This is a genomic window from Paenibacillus sp. MZ03-122A, assembly GCF_024213325.1.
Taxonomy (GTDB): domain Bacteria; phylum Bacillota; class Bacilli; order Paenibacillales; family Paenibacillaceae; genus Paenibacillus; species Paenibacillus polymyxa_B.
Genome location: NZ_JANAVI010000003.1, coordinates 588,384 through 614,235, shown reverse-complemented (window position 1 = coordinate 614,235; position 25,852 = coordinate 588,384). Strand labels below are relative to the sequence as shown.

Here is a 25,852-nt window from a genome sequence, read left to right as displayed (position 1 = left end):
AGAATTATGCATCGCCGGCGAGGGATTAGCGCGCGGCTATTTGAACCGACCGGAACTGACGGCAGAGAAGTTTGTCACCAATCCATTCGTACCGGGAGAGCGAATGTACCGGACTGGGGATTTGGCAAGATGGCTGCCGGACGGGAACATCGAGTATCTGGGCCGAATCGACCACCAAGTCAAAATTCGGGGTTACCGGATCGAGTGCGGGGAAGTGGAGACGCGGCTTATGGAACACGAAGCGGTACGGGAAGCTGTAGTCATGTCGAAGAGTGATCAAAGGGAACAGGCCTACCTGTGCGCGTATTACGTTAGCAGTGAAGCCCTGTCTGTCGCCGAATTACGGGCGCATCTGGCTACGTTGTTGCCGGAGTACATGATCCCGGCGTACTTCGTGCATCTGAACCAGATGCCGCTCTCACCTAGCGGCAAGATCGACCGCAAGGCATTGCCGAAGCCTGATTATTCCTTCGAAATGGAACAGCAAACCCCTCCTTCAAATGAATATGAAGTTGCATTACTAGACATATGGAGGGATGTGATCGGCAGACAGCATATTGGGGTAAATGGTAATTTTTTCGAAATTGGAGGCAACTCGATTTTGCTGATTCAAGTACATGGTCGTTTAAGCGAACGTTTTCCAGACTTATTATCCATAGTTGATTTATTCGCTTATCCAACGATTCGACAACTTGCCCGACATATCGAGAACCTGCTCAGCAAAGAGCAAAACACATTCCAATTATCACCAATTAGATTTAGTAAGGAGGTTTTCACTAACGGTGCATACACACCGGGTGACACTGTAGAATTTCGTCTGACAGAACTTCAAGTGCATTATATTATGTGGGCTTCAAAGCAGTCAGGAGTGGATACAGAGTCCGTTTTGCTAGCATTGTTTCTCTATTTGTTTTCTGAATATGCCAATACTGATCAAGTATCCGTTGCTTGTATGTCGGCACCAGACATAGCTGTCCCAATAGCAATTGACCTTTCATCCATATCGAATCTACATGAGCTGTTCAATTCGGTGGGTAAACAAAAAGCGAATTCCGGCTTCAGGGTAAACCGGTCCGAATGGCAGCATATGCGATTGGAACGTCTGGGAAATGAACTATATGCCGCCTTCACAACATCAAAAAACTCTTCCACCGAGTTAAACCGTATATTCAATCTTGTAGTTCGCCTTAAACAATCCGGAAAGAGCATATCCCTCCAATGGGACTATGATTCTGGGAAAATGCAGCTCCATACTATTCATAGTTGGATACGTTCATATTCCGACCTAATTTCTCTTTCAATGGCTCAATACCTACGTGAAAGTGAGGAAAAAAATTGAGAAAGAAATTAATTGATTTCGAAATCAATGCACCCTTGTCACAGAATGATAAGATTCAGCTCACAACGATTTCGAACAAAGATATCGCTGTTATCGGGTTATCGTGTCGCATAGGCAAATCTAATGATGTTAATCTGTTTTGGCAAAATTTATGCAATGGAAATGACGATATTCGCGAATTTCCAGACGCAAGAAAAGACGATATCCGGCGCGCTTTATTTTCTGAAAGCAGTGAGGAAGACAAGCTATTATTTAGTCGAAGCGCTTTCCTAGATGAAATCGACAAATTCGATCATCAGTTCTTTTCGATTTCACGAATAGAAGCTAATTTGATCGATCCCAATCAACGCTTGTTCTTGGAAACGGCCTATGCAGCTATAGAAGATGCGGGTTACGGCGGAAGGAGACTGTCTGGAAGTCAGACGGGCGTATTTTTGGGGTACAGCGGCGATTCTGCTTTGGAGTATAAGCATTATCTTAAAACAGTTCTTTCAGACGTGCCAGCATTATCGATGGCGGGAAACGTTAAGTCAATTATCGCCAGCAGAATTTCTTACTTTCTAGATCTCAAGGGACCGAGCATGCTTGTAGATACGGCTTGCTCTTCCTCGCTCGTTGCGATTCACCTTGCCTGTAAATCAATTCGGTCTGGAGAATGTGACCTGGCAATAGCCGGTGGGGTAAAAATAATTGCCCTACCGGTAGATTCGACGAGTGATGGACATCATACGGGAATTAAATCATCAGACGGTTTTACCAAAACATTCGACGATCGTTCAGATGGCATGGGTTCAGGCGAGGGAACAGCAGCAGTATTGTTAAAACCTCTTCAACAGGCGATCAATGATGGAGACCATATCTACGCAGTCGTTAAGGGTAGCGCCTGGAATCAAGACGGCACTTCGGTTAGCATAACAGCGCCAAATGGCTCTGCGCAGGAACATGTTATTCTTAAGGCATGGCAGGATGCAGAAATTAACCCCGAAACGATTAGCTATATTGAAGCGAACGGAACGGGTACTAAGTTGGGCGATCCTATTGAGGTGCAAGCAATCACTAGCGCCTTTCGCAAATTTACAAATAGGAAGCAGTTTTGTGCGATTGGTTCAGTTAAGTCGAATGTCGGTAGCCTGGATCATGCATCAGGAATCGTAGGTTTTATAAAAGCTGTTCTTGCTTTGAAAAATCGCAAGTTGCCACCATCGCTGCACTTCGAGAGACCGAATCAAAATATTGAATTTGTCGATTCTCCGATTTATGTTAATAACAAGCTATCTGAGTGGGAGACTGAACCAGGAGCATTGCGCCGCTGTGGAGTCAGCTCGTTCGGTCTTAGTGGAACTAATTGCCATATTGTGCTAGAAGAGTCGATATCTTCAGAGCCAAACCCCATTGTTGAAAAAGGTCCATATATTCTTGCATTGTCAGCCATGTTTCCAGAAGGTCTTAAACAACTTGTCAATGTATACCGCACCTTTCTAATTAATACCTTGGAACAGGGGGATCTTGGTGACATATGCTTTACGGCCAATTGGGGAAGATTCCATTATTCACATCGATTGATTATTAAAACAAGTTCAAAAGAGGAACTCATCGAAAAGCTGGATTGGATCTGCAACAATGAAATGTCTACCATTCGTCATAATGAAATCTACTACGGAGTTCATAACGTCGTTCCGGATTTGAAGTCAAAACGGTCGGAGGCAGATATTGCTGTTACTGAGCAGGAACTATTCTCTCTTCAGGCAAATAAACTCATTTCTGTCATAGGATCTGCTCAGCAGATGGTCGACTTCACATTTACAAAGCTCGCTAAACTTTATATTTTGGGTGCCGACATTGAATGGAGTTTATTATACACAGATAAAGATTACAGGAAAGTTAGTGTGCCAATTTATCCTTTTATGCGAAGTCGATGTTGGCCCGATATGCACAATGAGATCCAGAGTGATGGACTGGCCCATCACTCAGTCAGTTTGTTTGGGAGATTGTCTGGAGAGTACACACTGATGGAATATCTTCTGGCCTCAGTTTGGGGAAGACTACTGGATATTCAAGAATTGAACATCCATAGTGATTTTTTTCAATTGGGCGGTCACTCTCTTCTAGTCATTCAATGTGAAGTAGAGCTGGAAAAGTTGAAAGTCCCAATTGATGGCGTAGTCATTGAACCTGGCCTGACGTTCGAACAAATTGCAAAAAATTTAGAACTAAACATTGACAAAGGCGGAGCATAACATGAAATCGAAAATACTAGAACCGATATCGGGTTTTAACGAGTTTTTCTATAAGAGTTGCTACTTTCATTCATTGTTCCCAGCGTTAATATATTTGAATAAGAATATTTCATCCATTTTGGCGTATGACGTTAATGTATACAAAATATTGAACGATGCTAAAGGGCTTTTGTGCCAGAGCAGACCCGATGTCGATCATACATTGATGGAGATATTAGATAACATCGGAATTAGCACTGAAGGTATACGATACGCCAATAATCTGCATGAGAGAATTGTCAAAGCGATTCAAAGAGAAAGACCAATTCTATTGTGGGTCGACTGTTATTACTTATCCATTCGCAACGATACTTATAACAAGATACATTTTCCTCACACTTTACTTGTACATGGGTATGATCAGGACCAACAAATCTATCATATTATTGAACATAAAAATAAAGAACACCTCTCTTACGAGAATCGAATCCTTCCGATGGAAGATCTGAATAAGGCTTATGAAGGATATCAACTGATAAATAGTTTCGATATTCAGGAAACCTATTGTGAGTTTTATTTGAATGAGGATAGATATAATGTTAAGAATTTGAATTCGTCCGAGGAAGCAGATTTTTATCTGAACTTGCTTCTAAATAAAAAACAGGAGATTCTAAACGGATTGACAGAGTTGGACTCATTCATTGCTTGGTTTTCTCAGCGAGCTGAGACAAGAACTCCTTTTTCACTTGATTATACATTTAAGTGGCTTAAATATCTAAATGATATAATTTTTGACAAAAAGGCCGAACAATACAAACTGCTTGTTTTTTTTGGGAATCCTGAAAAAGCCAAAATTGCAATCGATTCTATAGTGTCCTCTTGGACAGATATTCGCGCAGTTATAGCAAAATTATACTATTCTCAAAATTACAATGAAAAGTCTTTCATTTCTATATCAGACCAGTTGTCTCGTATTCTAGAACTTGAATATCAATACTATCAAGAACTCTGGTCCATAAGGAGCTGAATAACATGGCTAAGTTAGATGTCAAAAATGAATTTATCAAGCTTATTGAGGAAAGAGTCCAATTAAATATTGATCAACATCTAGATGAAGACTTAATTGTTCTAGGACTGAATTCAATATTATTTATCCAGCTTGTTGTTGCTGTTGAAGCGCATTTTGGAATTTCCTTTGAAGATGAAGATTTGGTGATAGATAAATTCAATACTTGCATAGATATCATCCAATATATTGAAAGCAGAATGAGGGCTCATTGATGTATATTCACGTTGTAAAGATCCCTTTAACGATGACACATCAATCCATAGAATGTTGTTTGAAATATGTATCTGCGGAAAAAAAGCGCGAATTAAATATTATTACAACATTGAAGATGCAGAACGGGCTATCATTGCTGATTTATTAACTCGTTTTGTCTTATGACTCTAATAAACTACAGTAATCAAGAACTGAATATTATATTATGGATGGATCCAAATGGAAAACCCTATTTGGTTGACTCAGAATGGAAATTCAATGTTTCTCATTCTGGGAATTGGGTAGCATTGGCAGTGGATATTGGATCAATAGGTATTGATGTCGAACGAATGAGTCCTATCGATCTAGATATTGCTAACCGACATTTCTCATCATATGAGTATTCCGATTTGATGTCGATTTCCCCAGAATGTAGACTCGAATATTTTTTCAGATTGTGGACACTAAAGGAAGCATATATAAAATAGCCTCTCGGAATTAGACAGGTGTTAAAGGGGAGATGACGTAGGGAATAAGGGAATTAGCGCTGGAAATTATGGATAATGAAAACCAGTTTCGAAAAAGACAGACTCCACCCATTTGTCCAAACAGTATTTTTTAAAAATTAGGCGGCTGTTGGGCAAATCGTGGGTTTCAGTTTGTCCCATTCGTCCTTCTGGCTAACATACCAAGCGTCCATATGCTGGCAGATCATAGTGCCGTACACGCGCATATACCACATTATCGTGGAGCGATGCCGACCAGTTTCAAGCTTGTAATCGATTTTCTCCCGCTTGTTGGAACGCTCAATGGAGATGCGACGCTTGTAAACCAGCTTCCACTTTTCCGAATCGCGCGGCGTTTTCGTAAACAATCTGGGATCATCACGGGTTTTCGTGTAAAAGGTACGGCCAATCTTGGCTTTCGGCAGCCGCAGGTGGGTGTGCATCTCCACTTGCGGCGTTGGAGTTTGCTGTCGGAGCCATTGGGCTTCATCGGGTGACCGTTGGGACAAATGGGGATGCCGCGAGGAGAGATTTGAATCTCACTCGCGCTTGGGCTGACGGTGCTTTTCTTGGAACGAACGTTCAGATCAATAAAGGGCTTCATGCCTTGGTGCTCCAGCAAAAGATAAATGGATTCCGCGTCGTGAGCGGCATCCAGAAGCATGTTGTCTACCGTGCCCAAGGTGAAACGTTGCTTGAACTCATCCGTGTTCATGACGAGACTGACCGCATCATCATGCCGGGAGGTAGGCTGAAGTCTTGGATACAGGGGCAAATCGTGTGGATTGTCCGATGCGGAAATCATGTACAGGTGGTTACCGTTAAAGTACTTCTCCCGGGCACTATCCCAGCCCGAGTTGCAGTCGGGCTGGGAGTACAGACGAACATGGTTGCATTCAGCTATACCGCGGGCATGACAATCGCAAGTAGATTTGCTCCGGGGATAAGCGGTAGTGACGAGCGGTGTACCATCACTGGCGGCGCTCAGTGCAGAGAGATCCCCGAGCAGACCCAACATGCCGAAACCGCAAGAATCTGCGACTAGAAGAAATCGAATAGCCGATCTGCAGGCAAAGACGCTCTAGCATCGGCATGACGCATCATCCATTTCGTCAAGCGTTCGACTCTGCCTGAAGTCGTGGTGGGAGCTTTCTCGCCTTTCTTCTTTCCTCTTTTGGCTTTTCCTTAGCGTTGCCGCTGTTTTTTGGGCTTGAGATTCTGATCTACGGCAGGCCAAAGGCGACGGAAGAAGCCATAGAACGTGCTGACGCCAGGAAGATAATCCAAGGGAAAGCCGCTCAGAATGGCATAAATCGGCGTACGTTTCATCTCGTTGATCCATTCGGTAATGCCCATATGAGGATTCGTCAGAAGAAGAGGCAGGTAAGAACAGAATAGGGATGCGGGATCACGGGGGATTGCCCCCGAGGAGAATAATCGTCGAAGAGCAAAGTCGTGACCGTTGAAAGATCGGTCATCCAGAGTTTGACGGCCCAGAGGCCAATCCTTGGAAATGGGAACAACACCGGAGCCGTAAGACGAACGAAGGTGTAGAAGAACAAAAGCTTGATAGTCCGAATGCGGAATGAAAATGGGCTTCAAACACTCCAATCTCGAGTAGTGAGCTGAAAAACAGACCCTTCCCACGCGATTTTGGAAAAATGGGCTCAAAGTCAAGGCTTTTTTGAAAAAAACGTCACGATCTCCGATTTATTTTCCAATTGGAGTTGTGGATGACCTAAAAAATCCCTCTACAGAAGTGGGAGGAAGTCACATGGGATACGGCAGGGAAAGCCTTGTCCCAACTGCCTCGGCGAATGCCGAGAGGCTATTAAAACCGACGGGAGGGGATTATCCCTCCCTTTAGATTCCTTTGGATTTCGTGTGAGATAAAATGAGATTTTCTTTAACTCTTTTTCCAATACTACGATCCCTATGTCATATTTCTTCTAGCAATATCATTTGGAGTTGGAATATAAGCTTTCTGTTTGCGCAGCACAACCGAAATTTCCGGATAAATTTATTTTGTGGGACAAAAAATGATCTTCTTTACAAAATTAATCATTTTTTGTCTTCTCTCGATTAAATTCACTGTGTCCAAATAGAGGGTGCCCAGTGCTTTTTAAAGGGAACGTACCACCAAAACAGAACGAGAAGAGAAGGTGACTCATGGGGTACCGAACAATTACTAAGACAAGCTTACTCTTTTTGCTAGCGGTTAGTATGTGGTGGCTGCCTTCAATGTGCTCGAACGTGAGCGCGAGCGTTCCGGCTCCGGTTAATCCGCCACCGACATTGTCTCAAGACGAAACCGAGAAAATTGATATTTGGATTCATGAACAGATGAAAAAAGGTAAAATTCCAGGTACGGCAGTCGTTATTGTTAAAGATGGGAAGATTGCTTATCAGAAGCAATTCGGATACGCCGACGTGAAACGCAAAGAGCCGGTGACGTCCGAAACACTGTTCGAGCTCGGCTCGACAAGCAAAGCGTTTACCGGACTGGCGGTTCTACAGTTGCAGGAGCAGGGACTATTGAAACTGGATGTTTCGGTCGAAAAATATTTGCCATGGTTCAAGATGCGCTACAAAGGGGAATATCGAGGTCAACAAATCGACGAAGACGTTAAGATTACGATCGGGCAGCTGCTCCATCATACGAGCGGAATTTCATTCCGCACGATCGGCGACATTCCCAAATCGAACGATATCGGCGCATTGGAGCTAACTGTTCAGAACTTGTCCGGAGGCCGATTGGATTTTTATCCGGGCGAAAGATTTCAGTATGCCACGATTAATTACGATATTTTGGGCTTAATTGTTCAGAAAGTTTCCGGCAAATCCTATGAGGACTATATGAAAGAAAGGATTCTGACGCCGCTTGGTTTGGAGAACACTTACTTGTCACAGGACGAAGCAGTGAATCAATCATTGGCTACCGGGTATAAAATTGGTTTTTTGCGAGCTCAGCCGTACGATGCCCCAAGATACCGGGGGAATACGCCCGCGGGATATTTGACGACGAATAGCGTCGATATGGCGAAGTGGCTCAATATCCAATTGGGAATCGGAAGCGAAGACTCGTCATTCCGTTCGTTGATCGAGCAGTCGCATACGCCGGATCGTTCCGTATACCCCAATATTGACGGTTCATCTTATGGGGCGGGGTGGTCCGTTTTCCAGAAAGCTGCGGGGGAACTGAGCCACGGGGGCAGTAATCCGAATTATTCGTCTTTTATCGTATTCCGGCCAGAAGAGAAACTGGGCGTTGCCATTTTGGCCAATCTCAACTCCGCCTATACGAATACGTTAGGCCAGGGCATTATGGATATTTTACAACAAAACAAGCCGATCAGCTCGACCTCCGACATCTACCTCAGCGTCGATAAAGTCGCAGTTTCCGTCATGGGAGTATTGGTGCCGTTCAGCCTACTCTCGTTAGGATATTTGCTCATCGAGATTTCTCAAATCGTGAGAAAGCAAAGAAGATGGAAGAGCGACTCCCATTCAGTCGTGCGCAAAACGGCGATAAGCGTGTGCGCGTTGGCGCTTTTGGGATGTTGCATTTATTTCATTCCGAACGTGTTTTTTAACGATTTGCCCTGGTCGTTCATTAAGGTGTGGGCTCCAGAAAGCCTGATCTCGGCGATCGTTACGATTTGCGCGGCGGGATTACTGTATATGGCTGCGCTTCTGCTTTCGTCGCTTTTTCCGAAGGAAAAAGAACGCTCTTTTTTTCCAGTCTTGATTGCGAGCATTATGAGTGGATTCGGCAACGCCGTCGTTATTTTTATCGTGAACGAAGCGTTGAACCGGAAAGGTACTTTTCAGGTGGGACTTCTCGCCTTTTTTGTTGCTGGCATTATTCTGTACGTTTTCGGTCAAAGAGTCGTAAGGACCAGCCTCATCAATCTAACGAACGACATGATCTATCGCAAGAGAACCAGCTTGATCGATAAGATTTTGAGTGCTTCCTATCAAAATATCGAGAAAGTCGGGAAAGATCGCATCTTCGCTTCGTTGAACAACGATACGGAAGTGATAAGCGGCGGAATTAACATTTTGATATCCGGGTTCACAAGCCTGTTCACCCTTGTTTGCTGCTTTGTTTATTTGGGTGTCATCAATTTTAGCGGACTGCTCATCTCGATAGTGGTCATCCTCGTCGCGGCAGGGCTCTATTTTATCACAGGAAGATATGCGAATCGGTTGTGGGAACAAACCCGGGACATCCAAAATACGTTCTTTCGATTTATCGATCATATGGTCCACGGATATAAGGAACTTAGCATTAATAATCAAAAGAAAAACGAGTTCAAAGAAGATGTGCAGACGAGCACTTGGGCGTATCGTTCAAAGCGGATATTGGGAGATCTGAACTTTGCGAACGTATTCGTGATCGGGGAATTGCTTTTTACGGCGGTTATCGGCATCGTGGCGTTTCTCTTTCCCATATTATTCAAGGGCATCGAAAGCCAATCACTGGCGTCCTACGTTTTCGTGTTTTTGTATATGACCGCGCCCGTGCACGGCATATTGAACTCGATTCCCAGCATGATAGGAGTTCGAATCAGTTGGAAACGATTGAACGGTTTGGAGCAGGAGTTGTCGGCCGTGGTTTCTCAAGAGACAGTTGAGAACCTGCCAGCTGCCGACGCTGGCGGTCCTTTCGAATTGGAATTGAAAAACGTCGCGTTTAACTACAAAAACCAAAAGGACACCCATTTCGCGGTCGGTCCGATTAACGCCGTCTTTCGCTCAGGGGAAATTACATTCGTTACGGGAGGAAACGGCAGCGGCAAATCCACGTTGGGCAAGTTGATCACCGGGTTGTATGAGCCTGACGAGGGAGAAATTCTGCTGAACGGCAATCAGGTTTCGGCTAAGAAACTTGGACAATATTTTTCGGCCGTTTTCAGCGATTTTCACTTATTCGAAAAGTTGTACGGACTAGAAGTCCACGAATTGAATGATCGGATCAATCAAGAGTTGAGGGCGCTGGAAATTGACGATAAAGTGCATGTTTCCGGAAATCAGTTCAGCACGATTCGGCTGTCTACTGGCCAAAGAAAGAGACTGGCGCTTCTCGTAAGCCGCTTGGAAGATCGCCCCTTTTATTTGTTCGACGAATGGGCGGCCGATCAGGATCCGGAGTTCAGAAGTGTCTTTTACCACACGATTTTGCCGGAGTTTAAAAGGCAAGGCAAATGCGTCATTGCTATCACACATGACGACCGGTATTTTGGGGTGGCGGACAAGCTGATTAAGATGGAAATGGGAGATGCGGTAACGTCGGTCGTTTCGTTCGCAGGCTAATCTATTAAGGAAGGGTGTCTTACTATGTTCCAAACGGCTGGTTAAAAAATGAGTTTGAAAAGTTCCAATAACTGAAGAAACGGTACAAGAAACGATACTAGGGGAGAAAAAGTGAGGTAGCCGTGATTCTTCGGCAGTTCGTTTAAATAACTAGCAGGATATTTCAATCGTTCGAATATTTTCTGAGTTGGATAATTTAATGAACTTTGTGAATATAACGTTATCTGAAAGATACGAAATAATTATTTTTTGAAGGGATGATTAAATTGAAGCAAGGGATATTAATTTTTCTAAATGGAGCTTCAAGTTCCGGAAAGACCTCCATATCGACTGAACTGATAAATCAGAAAGAGATCCTTTTTTATCGTTTATCAATTGATGATTTTTTTAATAATTACTATGATTTTATTAATAATAAATTTCCAGATGATCCTCCAAAAGAAATAGATCATCAAGTTGTCTCACAAATACTTCATGATTCCATATTCTCAGTGTACCATTCGACAATTAAATTGTTATTAGAATTGGGTTTTAATGTAATAGCAGATACCATAATCGACAATGACAAGAGGTTTAATGAGTTTCTTGATCAATTTTTCGATCAGCCTACGTTATTTATAGGTGTAATATGCTCGGAAGAAGAACTCATAAAAAGAGAGCAAACAAGAGAGGATAGACAGATTGGACTAGCAGCTTCACAGTTTAGCAAAATATATTGCTTTGATGAATATGACCTCGAAGTAAATACGGAAGAGATGAATCCAACAGAATGTGCCGAAAAGATATTAAGTTTTATTAAGTCCAATAAGGAATACTCGGTATTTAAGAAATTACGTAAAAGAAATGTTAGTGTTTCCTAGATGGCGTATCCATCAGATAACGCCTAAAACAAAACAACCCCCAATCAATGATTTGGTCAAGACCCCATTTTATAGACACTGAAAAAAGCCCCTAGGCTATAAGCTGCTTCCGATACTCTTTCGGAGGCAGCTTATTTAACTTTCGTTGTGGTCGACATTGGTTGTAAAATCGAATATATTCTTCTATTCTCCTTTGTGCCCCGTCCATATTTCGGATATCATATGGGTAGAGCCCTTCCGTTTTGAGATGCGAGAAGAAGCTCTCCATCGAGGCATTATCATAACAATTGCCTCGGCGAGACATGCTGATCCGGGCGCCAACCTTTGGCAGCATGTCATGGTACGCATGGGACGTGTACTGGAACCCCTGGTCGCTGTGAACGATGAGGCCAGTCACGTCTTTTTGCTGTTTAAAGGCTTGTCGAAACGTCTGTAAAACCAGTTCGTTATCATTTCTATGGCTCATCTGGTACGCGATAATTTCGTTATTGAACAAGTCTTTAATCGCAGACAGATATAGCCAGCAATCCCCCACACGATATTGCGTGATATCTGTGACCCATTTTTGATTAGGTTTGTCCGCCTTGAAATCCTGTTTTAGCAGATTTTTCGCCACACGACCTTTCGTAGAGGAAGCATAGTTGCAGCGATGTTTCCGGCGAATTTGTGAGCGGATTCCCAAGACCTGCATGAGCCGGAGTACCTTTTTATGGTTCATCCAGACTCCATGATCGTGCTGCAAAAATAGTTGAATTTGGCGATAGCCGTAGACCCCGTTATACTGCTCATACACTTTCTTCACAAGTGCTTTCGCGTCCCGATCTCGATCTGCTCCTCTACGCTTTAAGAAGGCGTAATATCCACTTCTGGAGACTTTGAAAAGCGTACACAGTTTGCTAATAGGATAGTCTTTCGCAGCTTTCTCAATGGTTATATATTTGTGTGCTTCATCTCCTGTATCCAGATTTCCAAACACTTTTTTAGCATGTCATTTTCCCGTCTCAGCTTCTGTACATACCTATCCTGGTCGATATACTCCTTACGCCGTCCTCGCTGGTCCATGAGCCCGAATTCACCGAGTTGCTTGTATTTGCGCATCCATTCTTTTAATCGATGTCGATCTGCGATTCCAAACTTCTCCATGAGTCTACGATACGTCCAACCTTCTTCAATATGGAGTCGTATGGCCTCTACCTTGGTTTCAAACGTATACTCGTTAAACTTTGTTCCCTTTTTCGCCGGCATAAAAAATGCACCCCTTAGATTTCATCGGATAAACCAGGGGTTTATTCCAATGTCTATTCTAAGGGGTGCACTTCAAATTTGATTGGGGGTTGTTTTGTTTCAGGTGCGCCTGGCATGGGTGATAACTCGGTGGTGAAAGTCCGCTACAGTCTTGGCAGTAGGAACTGTTAGCCAAAGGCAAGGGTGTCGGTCTCGAGGCCGAATCTGAAGGAAACCGGAGGCAAATCCTCGGTCTGACGAACCGAAATCACATAGGAGGCCTGTGAGACGTACGAGCTTGTTTGACAAAATAAAGTCCAATACTGCCCGAATCTTATCAAGTAAATGTGGCAGATGGATGAGGGGAAGGTTATCGCTCTTACCCAAGGGGGTCTCACTGACGTCGAGTAGGAAAAAAATCCGAGAGACGGAGTAAAGCTTGTGGTGAGAAGTCAGCAGAAGCCATAGTGCGTGCGTGGCAGCACGTTCATCAGGTGGGTTAAAGTCCCACTGAGCACCGACTAGGGGCTCATATCCAAATTCGGGGGTAACGCCTCGGGGGACAGTAATTTTTTTTTATTGGAGGGCAGGGCGTCTGCCGCGATGCAGAGTCTGAAGGGCTTGAGGAGACGTACCAGGCCGTACTGAAACGAGGCTACTCGAACTCGCGAACCGGTCGGCCAAAGATGGGGCAAGGTCGAGTCTGCACTATGGAGACGAAGGCGTTCCAGTCCACCCATCGCACCAAGGTGTGTGCGGTCGGCATGGTACGGAAGATGACGTTGTGACCCACGGAGATCACGTCGTGTCTGAAACGAATGCACTTGCAGGACGAATGGGGTAAACAAAGTCGAAGCGGTCGCGCCGCGTCTAACGCTTCTAAGAATACGCGGCAGTTTCAGTAACAGATGCTATAAGGAAACCCCGAAGTGTATACCGGACGCACGGCGAGAAGTCGGAGAGCCAGATACTACTTACGAACGGACGAACAACAGAAACGTCCGGATCGGTCACCTCGGTGTGACTGGCTTCAGTTCACCCAAAAGGCGAACCTGAAGCTCGCTTTATGGAGACCGGAACTGACATGAGTTTCGCGAGTAAGCGGCAAAGGAGGAATATTCCCTAAGTGAAAGATCCAAAACTTGCAGGCGGAGGATACGAAGCGCATGGAAGCAGAAGGCACAGACGAAAGGTTCATTCATTAATCGACAAAGTGTATCACCGAACAAACCTGGAAATGGCATGGGAAACGGTGAGGGCAAACGGCCATGTCATTAAGTTAAGCTCAAAGACAAGACAGGAAACATAAACGGAATCCGAAACGGCATGGGAAAAGTCCTGTGCCATTGCCAGCTTGGAAAGGCTACGCAATGTGATGGAAGGGGAGCAGAGCGACGAAGGAAACGAGCCGGTTCCGACTCCGTTGCAGAGAATTTCTTTCAACAATATTGATTTTAGCTACGAGCCAAGGGGCAGCGCCGTACTTAAAAATCTAAGTTTTGAGTTTCCCATGGGACTTAAAATTGGCATTGTAGGTACCAGTGGTTCTGGAAAATCGAGCATTGCTCAACTGCTGATTCGTAATTTCGAACCGAAAGCCGGCAGCATACTGGTGAATGATAGTCCGCTCCAACGGGTGCGCCGAGTTGATTGGACACAGAGCATCGGAATCGTGTTCCAGGAACCATATTTTTTCCGGATACCATTCGGAACAACCTACTAATGGGATTAGATGAGCAGAACAATACAAACACAATGAGAGCGGCCTGCAAGGCGGCGCAAATCGATGAATATATTTGGGTCTGCCGGACGGATACGATACAGCCATTGATGATTCGAGGGGTGACACTGTCAGGGGGTCAACGTCAGCGGCTCTCCATAGCCAGAGCCTTAATTCAGAACAGAGAAATCCTGATTCTAGATGAAGCTACCTCTGCGCTGGACATGACAACAGAGAGGGAGTTGACCGTTATCGTAAAGGAAAAACAATTGTCATTGCCCATCGCCTGTCAACTATACAGAATTCAGATTTGACTTTGGTCATGCATAACGGGGAGATGGTTGAATCTGGAACTCACGATCAACTTATGAATCGAGGGGCGCTATACCAGCAAATGGTCAGTAGCCAGGAGTTGAACAGAGAAGGCCACCAAACGAACCTTCTCCTGAGTTCACGCCAGGATGAGTCATCAGCTCCGGCTTAACGAAGTCTTACCCCTGTGATGCCCTGCTTGCTGAAATCACTCAGCAGCAGTTCAAGCGTTTCATTTTCTAGTTGATACAGGAATCCTAGCCTACCAATCAATTTGATAATATTATCCTCGCATTGGGTTATCCCGTATTTCAAAAACTGATTAAGCATAATCGTTGTTTCTTTTTCAACTCGGGTATAGTTATCCTTAAAAACGGCGGGGAAACGATAGTGTCCTTCTTGTTCAATATATTTAATTTTCAGATTCATGAATTTTTTATGTTCTCTAAGCGTATACAGCAAACGTGTATCAATTGTTCGATGCTTGGAAAGCATCAACTCAAAATACATTGTTAATTTGTTATAAATATCCAGACCAAAGGTCCGATCTGAGTACAGCTTTGGCGTGTAGAAGCTTTTATAATTTTCAGTCTCATTAATAGAGGTATAATAGTTTTCCATGCATTCTGCAAAGTACGAGAGATCGAATTCATAGATTTTGTTGTTGTGGTACTCCGGGTTGATCTTTAGCAAATGAGTATAGTTAAGATAATCATCATATATATCGCAATGCTCGAACGCCGTCTTCAAGTCGTCGTATGGGACGGTTGTTCGAGAATAGCTACGGTACTTGAAAAATCCGGCAAGCTGGAACTCCCGAGTTGAGTCGTCGTATCCGTAGATAAGAACCGCATGAGCGAACCGCCGGGTATGATAGGAAGGCGTATCGGGGATAAAGTATTCATCAACGTGCGTCCAAACGTAGTACCCCGCGTCGATCTGACTCCTAATGAACGACACTAGATTCGGAATAGAGCCCAGAATGAGATCACGGTGCAGCCGTTGTGAATCCTTAAACCAGGGATTAAAGTGGTGTTCGGGTGTTTGCACATAAAAATCCAGAAAAATCTCATCGTTTTTCCAGTTAGACAAAAACAGATTCGTATAGTTAGAATAAATCCACGGTTGGCAATCCTTATTGTCAGAAATAATTGATAGGTAGAAGGCATGTTGAGGATAGTTCGAAATCAGAGGATCGCAAAGAGGTAATGTTTTCATAATTAGAGCTCCTTTCACGAAAAAAAATTCTTATATCCAAATATTTCGAAATAGAAGAGCGGCTTGAATAACTGCGTCATAGTAGCCTTACCTAGCGTTATGATACTCAAACCACAAAATGAGTTCGAAAAAAGTTTTTTTCTCCCCGTTGCATCAGAATCATATGAATGTTGGCAACCAGCTTTAGGATTACAATGGATAGAGTTGAGGAGGAAGACCTACCTATTATTTTATCTGAGCTTCGACAACTTCAGAATTGAGCAGAAAGAAAATTAGAGAAAGATCAAAAAATAAACTCGTTGAACGAGTAATAACACTTGTAGAAAAATTGCCTAGCGCGTTTCAGCGTAAGGAGGTAGTTGATTTTATAGGATAGTGATAGTTTGGAATAGAGGGTGCATACAAATAAATACACCCTCTATTCAGTAAAGGGTCATTGATTAGTTATACTTTTACATATTCTTTTATAAGTAGATTATACAAGTTGCAAATGATCTTTTCTTCTTCGTCTCTGATAGATTGTAAATTACAAACTAAACGTTTTTTTATATCACCATTCTTAGAAATAATACACTTTAAGTAAAGCATACTGAGGATATTTGTTTTTTTCACAATTTCAGAATACTTGTCTTTAAGATTGCTAAGATCAATACTAAGCTCATTTTGTAAAAATTCAATTCTCATTAGCATCAACTTTTTATGTTCGGCTAACACGAAAAATGGTCTTCGATCGTGGATTTCAGTAACATTTTCTAAGAAATGTATAATCACATCATAAACTTCTAATCCAAATGCCATGTCACTTGCATGTATCATCCATTGGTCATATGGATTGCAATAGCGTTTTGGGGTTTTGTATGAGGTCAAGTAATCTTGTAATTCCATTAATAATTTATTCAGATCAAATTTATAGGCGTGATTTAGATCAAAAAAATTATTCTTTTCTCTGTAACTTAAAAGGCAAATCCCTTCAATCCAATCGTCTAAATTAAGTTCTTCTACGCTGTTGAAACCATTCAGTAATTCTTCAAATGAAACTTTTTCGAATGTATACTTGCCATTGCTGAAATTATCTGCAGCATAGAAAAATTTACTCTTAAGGTCAACTCCATAAATGAAAATATCATGTGCTTTATGCCTTTTTTTAAAGTTTTCTTTATAATTGGATATATGATAAATATCGACTAAGAAGTATGTATAGGATGATAACTTAATCGCGTTTATGCAAAAATCAATAATGGATTTAGAAGTCTGTAATAATAGAGATCTTGATACTTTTTGATAATAAACATACGGACATGATTGCAACAGGTTATTCGTTTAAAAGTCTAGTCTTAAAAAAACAGCTTTATAATCGTTTTTGTCTACGAAAAGTGAATATAGTTATTTAAGAACCATGATGTAAAATTTTTATTTTGTGAAATAACTGAAAACAAGTTTGCATGATTAGGATAGCAAGTGATTTCGGGATACTTCATAAATAGTTTTATTTCCATGGTCGTTTCCTCCAATTACATACTTAGTAAGGGGATTATTTTATTAAGTAATGTAGATTCTACTGACGGTAAAGCAAAATAAATCTTAGGACAGTAGTTTAGATCTTTTTGAACTTATTTAATTCCAATACACATTGTTATACGAAGAGAACGGGAGATTAGATTTATCATTTGGGTTAATACTGGAAAATAGGCTCCATGGCTATATTTTGAGCTGTTGAGCTAAGTTCTTTAATAAAAAGGAGGTTTGAGTTACACCTTACAAAAATAGAATAATCTGATAAATTCGTTTAGTCAAGCTTATGTAACGTTCAACGGTTGATGAATCAGAGAACGGTGTTGTAAGTAATATACTTATCGAAGAAATGATCAGGAATTATATCGCCATCAATTTACAGAGGAAAAGAACAAATGTTCAGAATTGAGGATGAGTTATCCGCAGTTCCATTACTTATGAGTGTATGGATTTTTAGAAGAACTTGACACTTACATTACGACTTTAGTCTTCGACATTACTGTCTAAGTCCACCTGCTTTGAGCAGGTGTCCGTTTAAGTAAATAAACTTTGCTACACATCAAGATGAGGAGAATAAGAATGAAGTAATTAACATAGTACTTTCTCTTTTAGGTTATAAAAAGTTGATCTATAGTAAGGGAATGGTTTGTATTTAACTCTGAAATACGCCATATTTCGACATGGTTTTTATAGATTATCTGATAAAGTATAATTATAATCAAATGTTTTACCCTTTTTAAGGGTCAAAATAAAAAGTTATTAGCATTTTCACTTCCACGATATAGTTTACTAATACCTAAAGGGGAGTTATTTGTTGAAAATTTCAGAAATTCACGTAAAAAATTACAGGAACTTAATAGATGTTAACATCCAACTAAACAGACTAGTTATTTTCATCGGTGAAAATAACAGTGGCAAAAGCAATTTGCTCAAAGCGCTTACGCTACCATTTCTAAATGATGAAATAGGAAATATAAGTAAAAATCTGGGGTGGCATGATATAAACATAAACTCAAAAGAGAAATATTTTACATTTATCCAGGAAAAATTAGAATTAATAAAGAATGGAGAAATAGGAATAGATGAATTTAGTAAATACATTCCCTATGTAAGTGTGAAAATAACGTTTGAACCTGAAGGTGCTGATGAATTTTATGTTTCTCGCTGGATAAATTCTTTTGACGGTGATACTCCATTGTATACGATTAGATATCAGTACTATATTGAGAATCCTAAAGATTTACTTGATCATATTAGGAAGATATTAAAAGATGAAACTACAATTGAAAACATAAAAATGAATTTACTCCCAATCGAATTATTTAAATATTCTATTATAAATCCTTCTACAGAGGAACAAATATCGTATACTGAATTGGCTCATTTTAAATATAATTCATTAGTTGCAGAGAGAGATGATTTTTCAAATAAAAATACTCAAATTGGATCAAAGGCACTGGTTAATCTTTTGCAAAATAAGCTCTCAGAAGATCAGAAAGTTGAGGTGGAGAAGTCTTATGAAAATTTCTTTTCAGATCTAAAAAGAATAAGTAAATTAGAAGGAATATTTAATTGGCAGAATACCTCTAATTTAGATAACGCGAAGGAATTATTTGATCAAATAACCTTGCTTCCTAATATGCCAACTATGGGTTCACTACTTAATAATGTTCGACTTGGATTAGGAGAAGAATATTTATATACTCAAGGATTGGGATACCGTAATTTAATCTATTTGCTGGTAATCTTAAACTCATTAGAAGTTAATTCTGATATGGCCCTAAACATTCTTACAATTGAAGAACCGGAAGCACATTTGTGTATTAGTAATGAGCATATTCTTTCAAGTTTTATAAACTCAATTCTAAGTTCTAGTGAACAAACACAATTGTTCATTTCAACTCACAGCTCAGGATTTTTAAATAAGCTTGAATTGAAAAATGTTACGGTAGTATCAGAGGGTACTGCTTATTCTTTAAAAACAGAATTAGATGAAGCTCAACTAGATTATCTAGCAAAAAAACCAAATTTAGATTTTTTGAAATTTTTATTTTCTAGAAAATGTATATTAGTTGAAGGGCCTACTGAGGAAATGCTTATACGATCTTATTTAAATTCCCAGACGAATTACTTAAATGATATAGAAGTTATTTCCTTGCATAAGGGTTTTACAAAAATGTTGGATATATGGTTGAAAGTTAATCAGAATTCAACACATCGTATTGGGGTTATCAGAGACTACGACAATCAACCCAAGGCTCAAGAACTCCACGAAAAATACAATATTTACTCCAACATATATGTAACAACAACTACCAGATACACATTGGAGCCTGAATTTGTGCAAACAGGGAGTAATTTTGAAAAATTAAAGAATTATTTTGCTAATCATCATGGATGGGGTAACATAGATAACCCAGAGGATTTATCTGATAAGTGGAGAGAGGCCAAGGCAGACACAATGCTTAAATTCTGTCAAAATTTTGGTACTGGAGATTTGTCATCCATTGAATTACCTCATCACATTAGTAAAGTTATAAATTTTTTGCAAAGTAGGGAGAAGATGTGAAGATTGTTGTTGCTGGAGCAGGAGCTGGAAAAACAACGTCTATGGCTCATAGAGTGTTAGCAAGATTTAATGAGATGAAAGATAAAAAGATCATTTATGTTATCACATATACAAATGCAGCAAAGGATCATATAAGAAAAAAAATCATTGAAATTAATGGTTACATTCCTAAGCAAGTATTAATTGAGACATCTCATGCTTTTTTAGTGAGGGAAGTTGTATTTCCGTTTCATCATTTATTATATGGTCAGCAATTTACAAAAGTGTCTCAAATGAAGTTATCTGAAGTTCCAAGTTTTAAGGTTATAAAGATAAAGGAACTTGCTGCGAATAAAATTATACACGCTGAAAAAATCACTGAAACAGCAAAATGGATTATAAGCAAAAAAAGTAACGATAAGAAAGAAACTAAAGATAAGCGCAAAAAAATATTAGCTATCATGTTAAGGTATTTAGACTCCATTTTTATCGATGAGTCACAAGACATTGATAAACACTTGGCAGAGATTCTTCATACATTGGATGAAAATTCCGTTAATATATGTATGGTTGGGGATCCAAAACAAGATTTACGTGGTAAGGATGCTTTCAAGAAAATGATCACAAGTTATAAGGAGAAACAACTAGTTGAATTTATAGATAGCAATCGCAGATGTCCAATATCTCATGTTATGCTGGCTAATAAATTTATTTCAGTTGATGAGGAACAATTACCGCTAACATCGGAAATAGGTGAACTGAGTTTTCTTTTCGAAAATGATATTTTCTTAAAGAGTTTTTTTGATGAAAATCAATGGGATCTTTCGTTCATTTATAAAAAGAATAAAAGATTTTCAACTCATCTAACTGATCAAAAAAAATACGAAGATAATTTGTCTTATGAATTAAAAAATTTAGTTACAAAAGCTAATATAAATCCGTCCGATATTGATAAAACAGTCTATATATTTATGAAAGAAATTATTAAAGATTTATCTAATTTAAGCAATAATAATATTTTTGCAAAAATAGAAAGTAAGCTTGATATTAGTCTGACAAGGAATGATAAAGGAAGACTAAAAGAATCAATCAATTTAAATCGTATTCCTCCTAAAGAGGAAGGAATACAAGTAAGTTCTATAGATAGCATAAAAGGATTAGAGGGAAATAGGTGCTTGTTTATATTAACAACTGATCTAGCTCCTTACTTATTCACTGAAAAAAATGTCTCTAACAAAATGACCAATTACTTATATGTTGCTTTGACAAGAGCTATGAAAGAGTTAGTAATTTTGGTCACTAAAGAAGTAGAAGAAAAGTATAACAGAGGAGCGATAAAGACAAATTTTTTAAAATTGAATATAAGTAGCAAAGAGGAGGGTTACCATTAGCTTAATAGTAGCTTTTTATAAATTCAACTTTTGCAGCAATAAATCGGAAGGTGGCGGCCCTTGAGATGCTGGACTTGACTTCGAGTGAGGGCGGATGTTAAAAAGTGGAGGGAATTAATTATATGGATGCACAAAGACTTCATCACTCGTCAGTACGTGAAGGAATCGAGACTCTGTTAGAAAAAGAAAAGATAATTGTGAATAATGAGTTTGTGAAAAATTTACTTAATGTACTTTCAAAGTTATGCAATTATGAAGAAGAAGGTCATAAAATTAGACCTCGACTAATTTTATCTTTTAATATTCATGAAGCCGTAAAAACTGTATCAAATTCATACTTAATTAAAACAAGATGCGGCAAAATGGATGGATCTGATATGGAAAAAATTATCAAGTCGCTGATACCATTCTGTAATAATGGCTGGCATGTTTTTATTGATATCCAGAACCAACAAGTACAATATGGAATTACAAGATCTTTTTCTGGTCCAATTGGTTTACCTATTACAGATAATCTTTTTAATATAGATGATCTAAGCTTAGTAGAGTATTCTATTATTGAGGTTAAAGTTTTAAATAATTTTGAACTTCATATTTGTGGATTGTACAAAAACAATTTAACAATCGACTCTAGATACCTTGAAATCGATGAGGAACCAGCAAAAACGTTTCCTCGCATGATTGAAGATATAACCTCGGCTATTTCTAATCTGGATCATAAAGATATTTTAATCAAAGCATTTGATAACTTATTTAAAATCATACCTTACAAAATACATGGTACTATTTGTGTGGTAGTTGAAACCGATTTTAAACCTGGGGAATTTTTTCGGGATGGGATTTGGTTTGAAGAACCAATAAGCTTAGGAGAAAGACTGATTGACTCTGTTTCAAACAATAAGGACATAGTTTCTGCCGAAGCCTATTATGGACTTTCAGGCTTGTTTTTGGAAATGCTTAATGTTGATGGAATGACAATTTTGGATACGACAGCTAGAGTGAGAGGGTTTAATGTGTTTGTTAGAAAAGCACCCGAAGCTGTCGAAGTACCAAATGAAGGTGGAGCAAGAAAAAGAGCAGCAAATACTGTGCTGTTCTCAGGAGAGTCCAAAATAGTAGGAGTATATTTTTTATCTCAGGACGGCAATTCTTTTTATAAGAGAGTAGGTGAAGAATAATGTCAAATCAAATAGTGTTGTGGAACTCACCCAATGGAGCAGATTTACCAGCAAATATTGCAGATGTGGTTCAAGTAACAGGCTATATTAACATGCTATCTGATAAGGAGGTAGCAAAAATACGAACTGCATTTACAAGCGAACTTTATGATATGGCAGTAGAATATACTTGGAATCGGACAGTTAATATTTTACGCGAAAAAGTTCTTTCATTTGGGAGAGAATTTGTACTAGAGATGCTCGGTAGAACTGAAGAGAGTGTCAGTGACCAAGATGATTTTCTTTCGGAAGTGGATATTATTAACCTAAGTGCTGATTTAGGTATTATTAATAAAACAGCAAAAATGTTGTTTTTAAATAGTAGTGAGTTAATCCGGCACTATTTATCAAGAAATACAGAAGACGAGTTAGACATTACGCAGGCAAACGCCACCATAAAAGCATGTGTAAAATATGTTTTAGCAATGACTGACGATGAACATCAAATATCTTTTACTAATTTTAGGGACATGCTAAAACGAGAAATACTTACAGAAGAAAATGATGTGTACAGAACCTTACTTACGAGTCCTTATTTTTATAAAAGGACTACTGTTAGAACGCTTTTAAATCTTTCTAAGACACAAAAAGGTGGGGAATTAGAAATAGTTTTTGCAAACATGGTTAGTATTATCCCAACTATTTGGGAGGATCTTTTGTCAGATGATCGTTATCCTGTTGGGTTTGCATATGCGGAAGCCACAAATGAGGGGAATTCGTCACTTGTAAAGGCTCTTAAGTCAGTTTTGTTAAAGACTAAAGGTTTCGATTACGTTCCTGAAAGTCTTCGTTCTAATACATTTATTGAGGCTGCAAACCACTTGCTCTCAAAACATTATGGGATGAATAATTTTTATAATGAACCAGCGGCTGCTAAAAACCTTCAAAATCTTGGCAATTCTATTCCTGCTCCGGCATTAGGGAAATGTATTACAGCTACATTAGCGTGTAAGTTAGGTAATACTTATGGGATTTCCTGGAATGCTCAAAGCTACATTGATGAGATCCTTCAAACGCTAACTATTGACAGATGGGAGTATTATTTGAATTCTGTATTACCAGCTGATGAAGTAATCATTTTTAAGCTACGAAATAATGAAATGGCTAAAAACTGGATAGAAGTTGTTGAAAAATATAACCTACATGAAAAAAATATTAAAAATGGTTTAGTTAATAAGCTTCTACAAGCAAGTGCAAGAGGGAGCATAGGATTGGTCAAATCTACGGCAGATGAAATTTACAATACCATTCGATAGCGAGAGTTTTGAAAATGAGAAATTTTAAATATCTCTCTCATGGAAGAACAGAAAAAAGAAATGAAAGATCAAAATTGAGTGCATTTTTAAGGTGATTTTTTCAAAATGTACACTGTGCAATAGTACAACTAATGCTTCGGCATATCTTCTTAGTTGTATCTTTGATTAACATCTTGTCACCTTCGTATTCCACAGTCGCTTGACGAATCAAATGCTTATTATATTTAAGAACTGTTACAGAATGGCAAATTGCTAACAACTGCAAAAAAATTATCACTTGCTTTTAGGATTCTTTTGGCTAATGACGATATTGTAGAGAATTTCCCTCAGAATTATAGTACCAAAGGTGAAAACCGGTGAACTTATTCATCGGTTTTTTATTTCATTAAAATTGCTTGCAGTTTAAGTAGCTTTTGATTATTACAATATAGTTACCTGCAAGAAAATATACACAAATTTACTCCTCTCCGTTGTGAATTACTTGCAACTCGACTATCCGCATTTTAAAGTTTGTTCAAATTATAAATTACAGCGACAAAAAACGACATACTATTTATAAAACTCATGGTATCATTACTTTTGACTTATATTTTTTTGTACTACTAATTTAAAAGACCTATTTGAATGGTGTTGAAAACATTAATCTATGTAAAAAAAGTATGGTTAAAACCATTTCGTTTAAGGACTGTTGTTAATGAAAAATCTTAAAATAAAGGATCATGTACAAAGCATGTATCTATCATCTCTAAACTATCTAACAAAAAAAAATACGAAATATGAAACTATAATTTATAGGAAACTATTTAAATATTTTTTTTATAATTTTCTTTTTATATTTATAATTTCTCCTTCTGAAAGTGCAATATGGATTAGAGTACTAGTTGTATTTATCGTATTTCTCTATACATTGATTACGATATCTAGAGCACAAGCGATAAAGAATATTAGAAAAAAAATAAAAAGTCACTCTTTAATATTTTTAAATACTAATCAAAAAGATTTAATACAACGTCAGCAAAGCACAAAAATGATTTTGCGATTTATTTTTAGATGTTTTATCACAATTTTCGTTATTCTAAGACTTGCCTTTTTATTTAATCCAGAAATTAATCATCGTTTCAATGAGAATGCAATTATATTTTTTTTGGTTATATATTTTATATATTATTTTTTTTGTTCACTAAGTTTAAAAATATCAAATATCTTTTGGCTTATTATAGTGCTTGTTTTTACAAATCCTATATTTGCTTTATATATTTCGCTAATTTCGCTAAACTATATCGGACAGCTAAGGAATAAAAGTATATTTGCAACTAATACAGAAGGATTTTTATACATGTTATTGCAAATAGGAACGGAAAATAGACTTATAATCTTTAGTTTAATACTATCTTTGATTTTCCATTTAACATTTGTATTTATACAGCCAATTTATAAAATTGAAAAAAGTCGTATGGCTTTAGAATCAATGACAGTTATTTATGGTGTTATTTCTATTTTAGGGTTAGTGTATTCCAAAGAAATAGCAAAAATATTGTTTGAATATTTAATGACTACTCCATATTTTGGAGAGGATTTTTTTCAAGCCGCTCGTTCATCAGGTTTTAATACTATCTCATCATTAAGTGGTTTCACTAGTTTTTTTGAAAAGACTTTTAAATTGTTTTTATTACCTTTTACAATCTGTGCTTCATTAGCCACTATGATTTTTAAATTCAGAGAATTTTTTTCTAAAAATATGGCTAATGAGTATTTTCAAAAAATAGCTCTGAGCCAAGACATTCTACTAAATGAACAAATAACCCTGCTAAAAAAGGCAATATATTACGGTGGAGGTACAATGAAAAATACGATCTTAGGACATCATCATCTCTACAAATATATTCCTGATCTATTAGAAAAATCAAAAAAAAACAGTCTAGTAAAATACTGATTAAAAAGAAGTTCAATAATCTA

General features: G+C 38.9%; 21 protein-coding genes. 15 read left to right on the top strand and 6 right to left on the bottom strand.

Going from position 1 to position 25,852, the window contains the following annotated elements; all coding sequences use genetic code 11:
* The 5 genes from NLX74_RS09960 to NLX74_RS25820 form a co-directional block, all read left to right on the top strand.
* Positions 1-1,339 (top strand): non-ribosomal peptide synthetase (locus NLX74_RS09960; protein WP_254328594.1); only part of this gene is annotated, 1,339 nt, incomplete at its 5' end.
* A complete protein-coding gene (locus NLX74_RS09955) occupies positions 1,336-3,576 on the top strand; it encodes a type I polyketide synthase (RefSeq protein WP_254328593.1) in 2,241 nt (746 codons plus the stop codon). The genes NLX74_RS09960 and NLX74_RS09955, both read left to right, overlap by 4 nt.
* 1 nt (position 3,577) lies before the next feature.
* The gene (locus NLX74_RS09950; RefSeq protein ID WP_254328592.1) at positions 3,578-4,582 is read left to right on the top strand and encodes a BtrH N-terminal domain-containing protein; all 1,005 of its coding nucleotides are present in this window, start codon (positions 3,578-3,580) and stop codon (positions 4,580-4,582) included.
* A gap of 5 nt (positions 4,583-4,587) precedes the next feature.
* Positions 4,588-4,836, top strand: coding sequence for an acyl carrier protein (locus NLX74_RS09945; protein WP_254328591.1), 249 nt, complete (start codon positions 4,588-4,590; stop codon positions 4,834-4,836).
* Positions 4,837-4,998: 162 nt separating this feature from the next.
* The gene (locus NLX74_RS25820; protein ID WP_367997032.1) at positions 4,999-5,304 is read left to right on the top strand and encodes a 4'-phosphopantetheinyl transferase family protein; all 306 of its coding nucleotides are present in this window, start codon (positions 4,999-5,001) and stop codon (positions 5,302-5,304) included.
* 253 nt (positions 5,305-5,557) lie between these two features.
* On the opposite strand, the gene NLX74_RS09940 is transcribed toward NLX74_RS25820, so the two are convergent.
* Together NLX74_RS09940 and NLX74_RS09935 are read right to left on the bottom strand one after the other, a co-directional pair.
* Positions 5,558-6,127, bottom strand: coding sequence for a hypothetical protein (locus tag NLX74_RS09940; RefSeq protein WP_254328590.1), 570 nt, complete (start codon positions 6,125-6,127; stop codon positions 5,558-5,560).
* Positions 6,128-6,507: 380 nt separating this feature from the next.
* Positions 6,508-6,924 carry a hypothetical protein gene (locus NLX74_RS09935; RefSeq protein WP_254328589.1) on the bottom strand — a complete coding sequence of 139 codons (417 nt, stop codon included), beginning with the start codon at positions 6,922-6,924 and terminating at the stop codon, positions 6,508-6,510.
* Between the two features lie 567 nt (positions 6,925-7,491).
* Here NLX74_RS09935 and NLX74_RS09930 point away from each other — a divergent pair.
* Together NLX74_RS09930 and NLX74_RS09925 are read left to right on the top strand one after the other, a co-directional pair.
* Positions 7,492-10,638, top strand: coding sequence for a cyclic peptide export ABC transporter (locus NLX74_RS09930; protein ID WP_254328588.1), 3,147 nt, complete (start codon positions 7,492-7,494; stop codon positions 10,636-10,638).
* A 266-nt stretch (positions 10,639-10,904) separates the two neighbouring features.
* Positions 10,905-11,498: a chloramphenicol phosphotransferase CPT family protein gene (locus NLX74_RS09925; RefSeq protein WP_044649152.1), complete on the top strand. Its 594-nt coding sequence runs from the start codon at positions 10,905-10,907 to the stop codon at positions 11,496-11,498.
* Between the two features lie 91 nt (positions 11,499-11,589).
* Here the strand turns inward: NLX74_RS09925 and NLX74_RS09920 are convergent, their stop codons facing one another.
* Both NLX74_RS09920 and NLX74_RS09915 read right to left on the bottom strand, forming a co-directional pair.
* The gene (locus NLX74_RS09920) at positions 11,590-12,474 is read right to left on the bottom strand and encodes an IS3 family transposase (RefSeq protein ID WP_134902449.1); all 885 of its coding nucleotides are present in this window, start codon (positions 12,472-12,474) and stop codon (positions 11,590-11,592) included.
* Positions 12,429-12,743 (bottom strand): helix-turn-helix domain-containing protein, encoded by a 315-nt coding sequence (locus NLX74_RS09915; RefSeq protein ID WP_025722639.1) that lies wholly within the window; start codon positions 12,741-12,743, stop codon positions 12,429-12,431. The genes NLX74_RS09920 and NLX74_RS09915 overlap by 46 nt, the downstream gene beginning before the upstream one ends.
* Positions 12,744-13,848: 1,105 nt before the next feature.
* On the opposite strand from NLX74_RS09915, the gene NLX74_RS09910 reads away from it, so the two are divergent.
* The 3 genes from NLX74_RS09910 (at position 13,849) to NLX74_RS09900 (ending at position 14,756) form a co-directional block, all read left to right on the top strand.
* The gene (locus NLX74_RS09910) at positions 13,849-14,031 is read left to right on the top strand and encodes a hypothetical protein (RefSeq protein WP_254328587.1); all 183 of its coding nucleotides are present in this window, start codon (positions 13,849-13,851) and stop codon (positions 14,029-14,031) included.
* Between the two features lie 66 nt (positions 14,032-14,097).
* Complete coding sequence (locus NLX74_RS09905) at positions 14,098-14,445, top strand: ATP-binding cassette domain-containing protein (protein ID WP_254328610.1); 348 nt, start codon at positions 14,098-14,100, stop codon at positions 14,443-14,445.
* Positions 14,445-14,756 (top strand): ATP-binding cassette domain-containing protein, encoded by a 312-nt coding sequence (locus NLX74_RS09900; RefSeq protein WP_254328586.1) that lies wholly within the window; start codon positions 14,445-14,447, stop codon positions 14,754-14,756. Before NLX74_RS09905 ends, NLX74_RS09900 begins: the two co-directional genes overlap by 1 nt.
* A gap of 166 nt (positions 14,757-14,922) precedes the next feature.
* On the opposite strand, the gene NLX74_RS09895 is transcribed toward NLX74_RS09900, so the two are convergent.
* Together NLX74_RS09895 and NLX74_RS09890 are read right to left on the bottom strand one after the other, a co-directional pair.
* Positions 14,923-15,972 carry a cysteine peptidase family C39 domain-containing protein gene (locus NLX74_RS09895; protein WP_254328585.1) on the bottom strand — a complete coding sequence of 350 codons (1,050 nt, stop codon included), beginning with the start codon at positions 15,970-15,972 and terminating at the stop codon, positions 14,923-14,925.
* 444 nt (positions 15,973-16,416) lie between these two features.
* The gene (locus NLX74_RS09890) at positions 16,417-17,280 is read right to left on the bottom strand and encodes a hypothetical protein (protein ID WP_254328584.1); all 864 of its coding nucleotides are present in this window, start codon (positions 17,278-17,280) and stop codon (positions 16,417-16,419) included.
* A 1,018-nt stretch (positions 17,281-18,298) separates the two neighbouring features.
* Here NLX74_RS09890 and NLX74_RS09885 point away from each other — a divergent pair.
* From NLX74_RS09885 to NLX74_RS09865, 5 genes are all read left to right on the top strand, one after another.
* Complete coding sequence (locus NLX74_RS09885) at positions 18,299-20,053, top strand: ATP-dependent nuclease (RefSeq protein WP_254328583.1); 1,755 nt, start codon at positions 18,299-18,301, stop codon at positions 20,051-20,053.
* Entirely contained in the window at positions 20,050-21,423 is a 1,374-nt protein-coding gene (locus NLX74_RS09880; RefSeq protein ID WP_254328582.1) for a UvrD-helicase domain-containing protein, read from the top strand. The genes NLX74_RS09885 and NLX74_RS09880 overlap by 4 nt, the downstream gene beginning before the upstream one ends.
* Before the next feature lie 122 nt (positions 21,424-21,545).
* Positions 21,546-22,601: a hypothetical protein gene (locus tag NLX74_RS09875; RefSeq protein WP_254328581.1), complete on the top strand. Its 1,056-nt coding sequence runs from the start codon at positions 21,546-21,548 to the stop codon at positions 22,599-22,601.
* On the top strand, positions 22,601-23,896 hold the full coding sequence (locus NLX74_RS09870; RefSeq protein WP_254328580.1) for a hypothetical protein: 1,296 nt from the start codon (positions 22,601-22,603) through the stop codon (positions 23,894-23,896). The genes NLX74_RS09875 and NLX74_RS09870 overlap by 1 nt, the downstream gene beginning before the upstream one ends.
* Positions 23,897-24,590: 694 nt before the next feature.
* Positions 24,591-25,829: a hypothetical protein gene (locus NLX74_RS09865; protein ID WP_254328579.1), complete on the top strand. Its 1,239-nt coding sequence runs from the start codon at positions 24,591-24,593 to the stop codon at positions 25,827-25,829.
* Positions 25,830-25,852 lie beyond the last annotated feature (23 nt).

Bases quoted from the DNA above. Each gene is read 5' to 3' on its own strand.
- NLX74_RS09950 (WP_254328592.1), top strand. From the start codon at position 3,578: ATGAAATCGAAAATACTAGAACCGATATCGGGTTTTAACGAGTTTTTC.
- NLX74_RS09945 (WP_254328591.1), top strand. From the start codon at position 4,588: ATGGCTAAGTTAGATGTCAAAAATGAATTTATCAAGCTTATTGAGGAA.
- NLX74_RS25820 (WP_367997032.1), top strand. From the start codon at position 4,999: ATGACTCTAATAAACTACAGTAATCAAGAACTGAATATTATATTATGG.
- NLX74_RS09940 (WP_254328590.1), bottom strand. From the start codon at position 6,127: ATGATTTCCGCATCGGACAATCCACACGATTTGCCCCTGTATCCAAGA.
- NLX74_RS09930 (WP_254328588.1), top strand. From the start codon at position 7,492: ATGGGGTACCGAACAATTACTAAGACAAGCTTACTCTTTTTGCTAGCG.
- NLX74_RS09915 (WP_025722639.1), bottom strand. From the start codon at position 12,743: ATGCCGGCGAAAAAGGGAACAAAGTTTAACGAGTATACGTTTGAAACC.
- NLX74_RS09905 (WP_254328610.1), top strand. From the start codon at position 14,098: ATGGAAGGGGAGCAGAGCGACGAAGGAAACGAGCCGGTTCCGACTCCG.
- NLX74_RS09900 (WP_254328586.1), top strand. From the start codon at position 14,445: ATGGGATTAGATGAGCAGAACAATACAAACACAATGAGAGCGGCCTGC.
- NLX74_RS09895 (WP_254328585.1), bottom strand. From the start codon at position 15,972: ATGAAAACATTACCTCTTTGCGATCCTCTGATTTCGAACTATCCTCAA.
- NLX74_RS09875 (WP_254328581.1), top strand. From the start codon at position 21,546: ATGGATGCACAAAGACTTCATCACTCGTCAGTACGTGAAGGAATCGAG.
- NLX74_RS09870 (WP_254328580.1), top strand. From the start codon at position 22,601: ATGTCAAATCAAATAGTGTTGTGGAACTCACCCAATGGAGCAGATTTA.
- NLX74_RS09865 (WP_254328579.1), top strand. From the start codon at position 24,591: ATGAAAAATCTTAAAATAAAGGATCATGTACAAAGCATGTATCTATCA.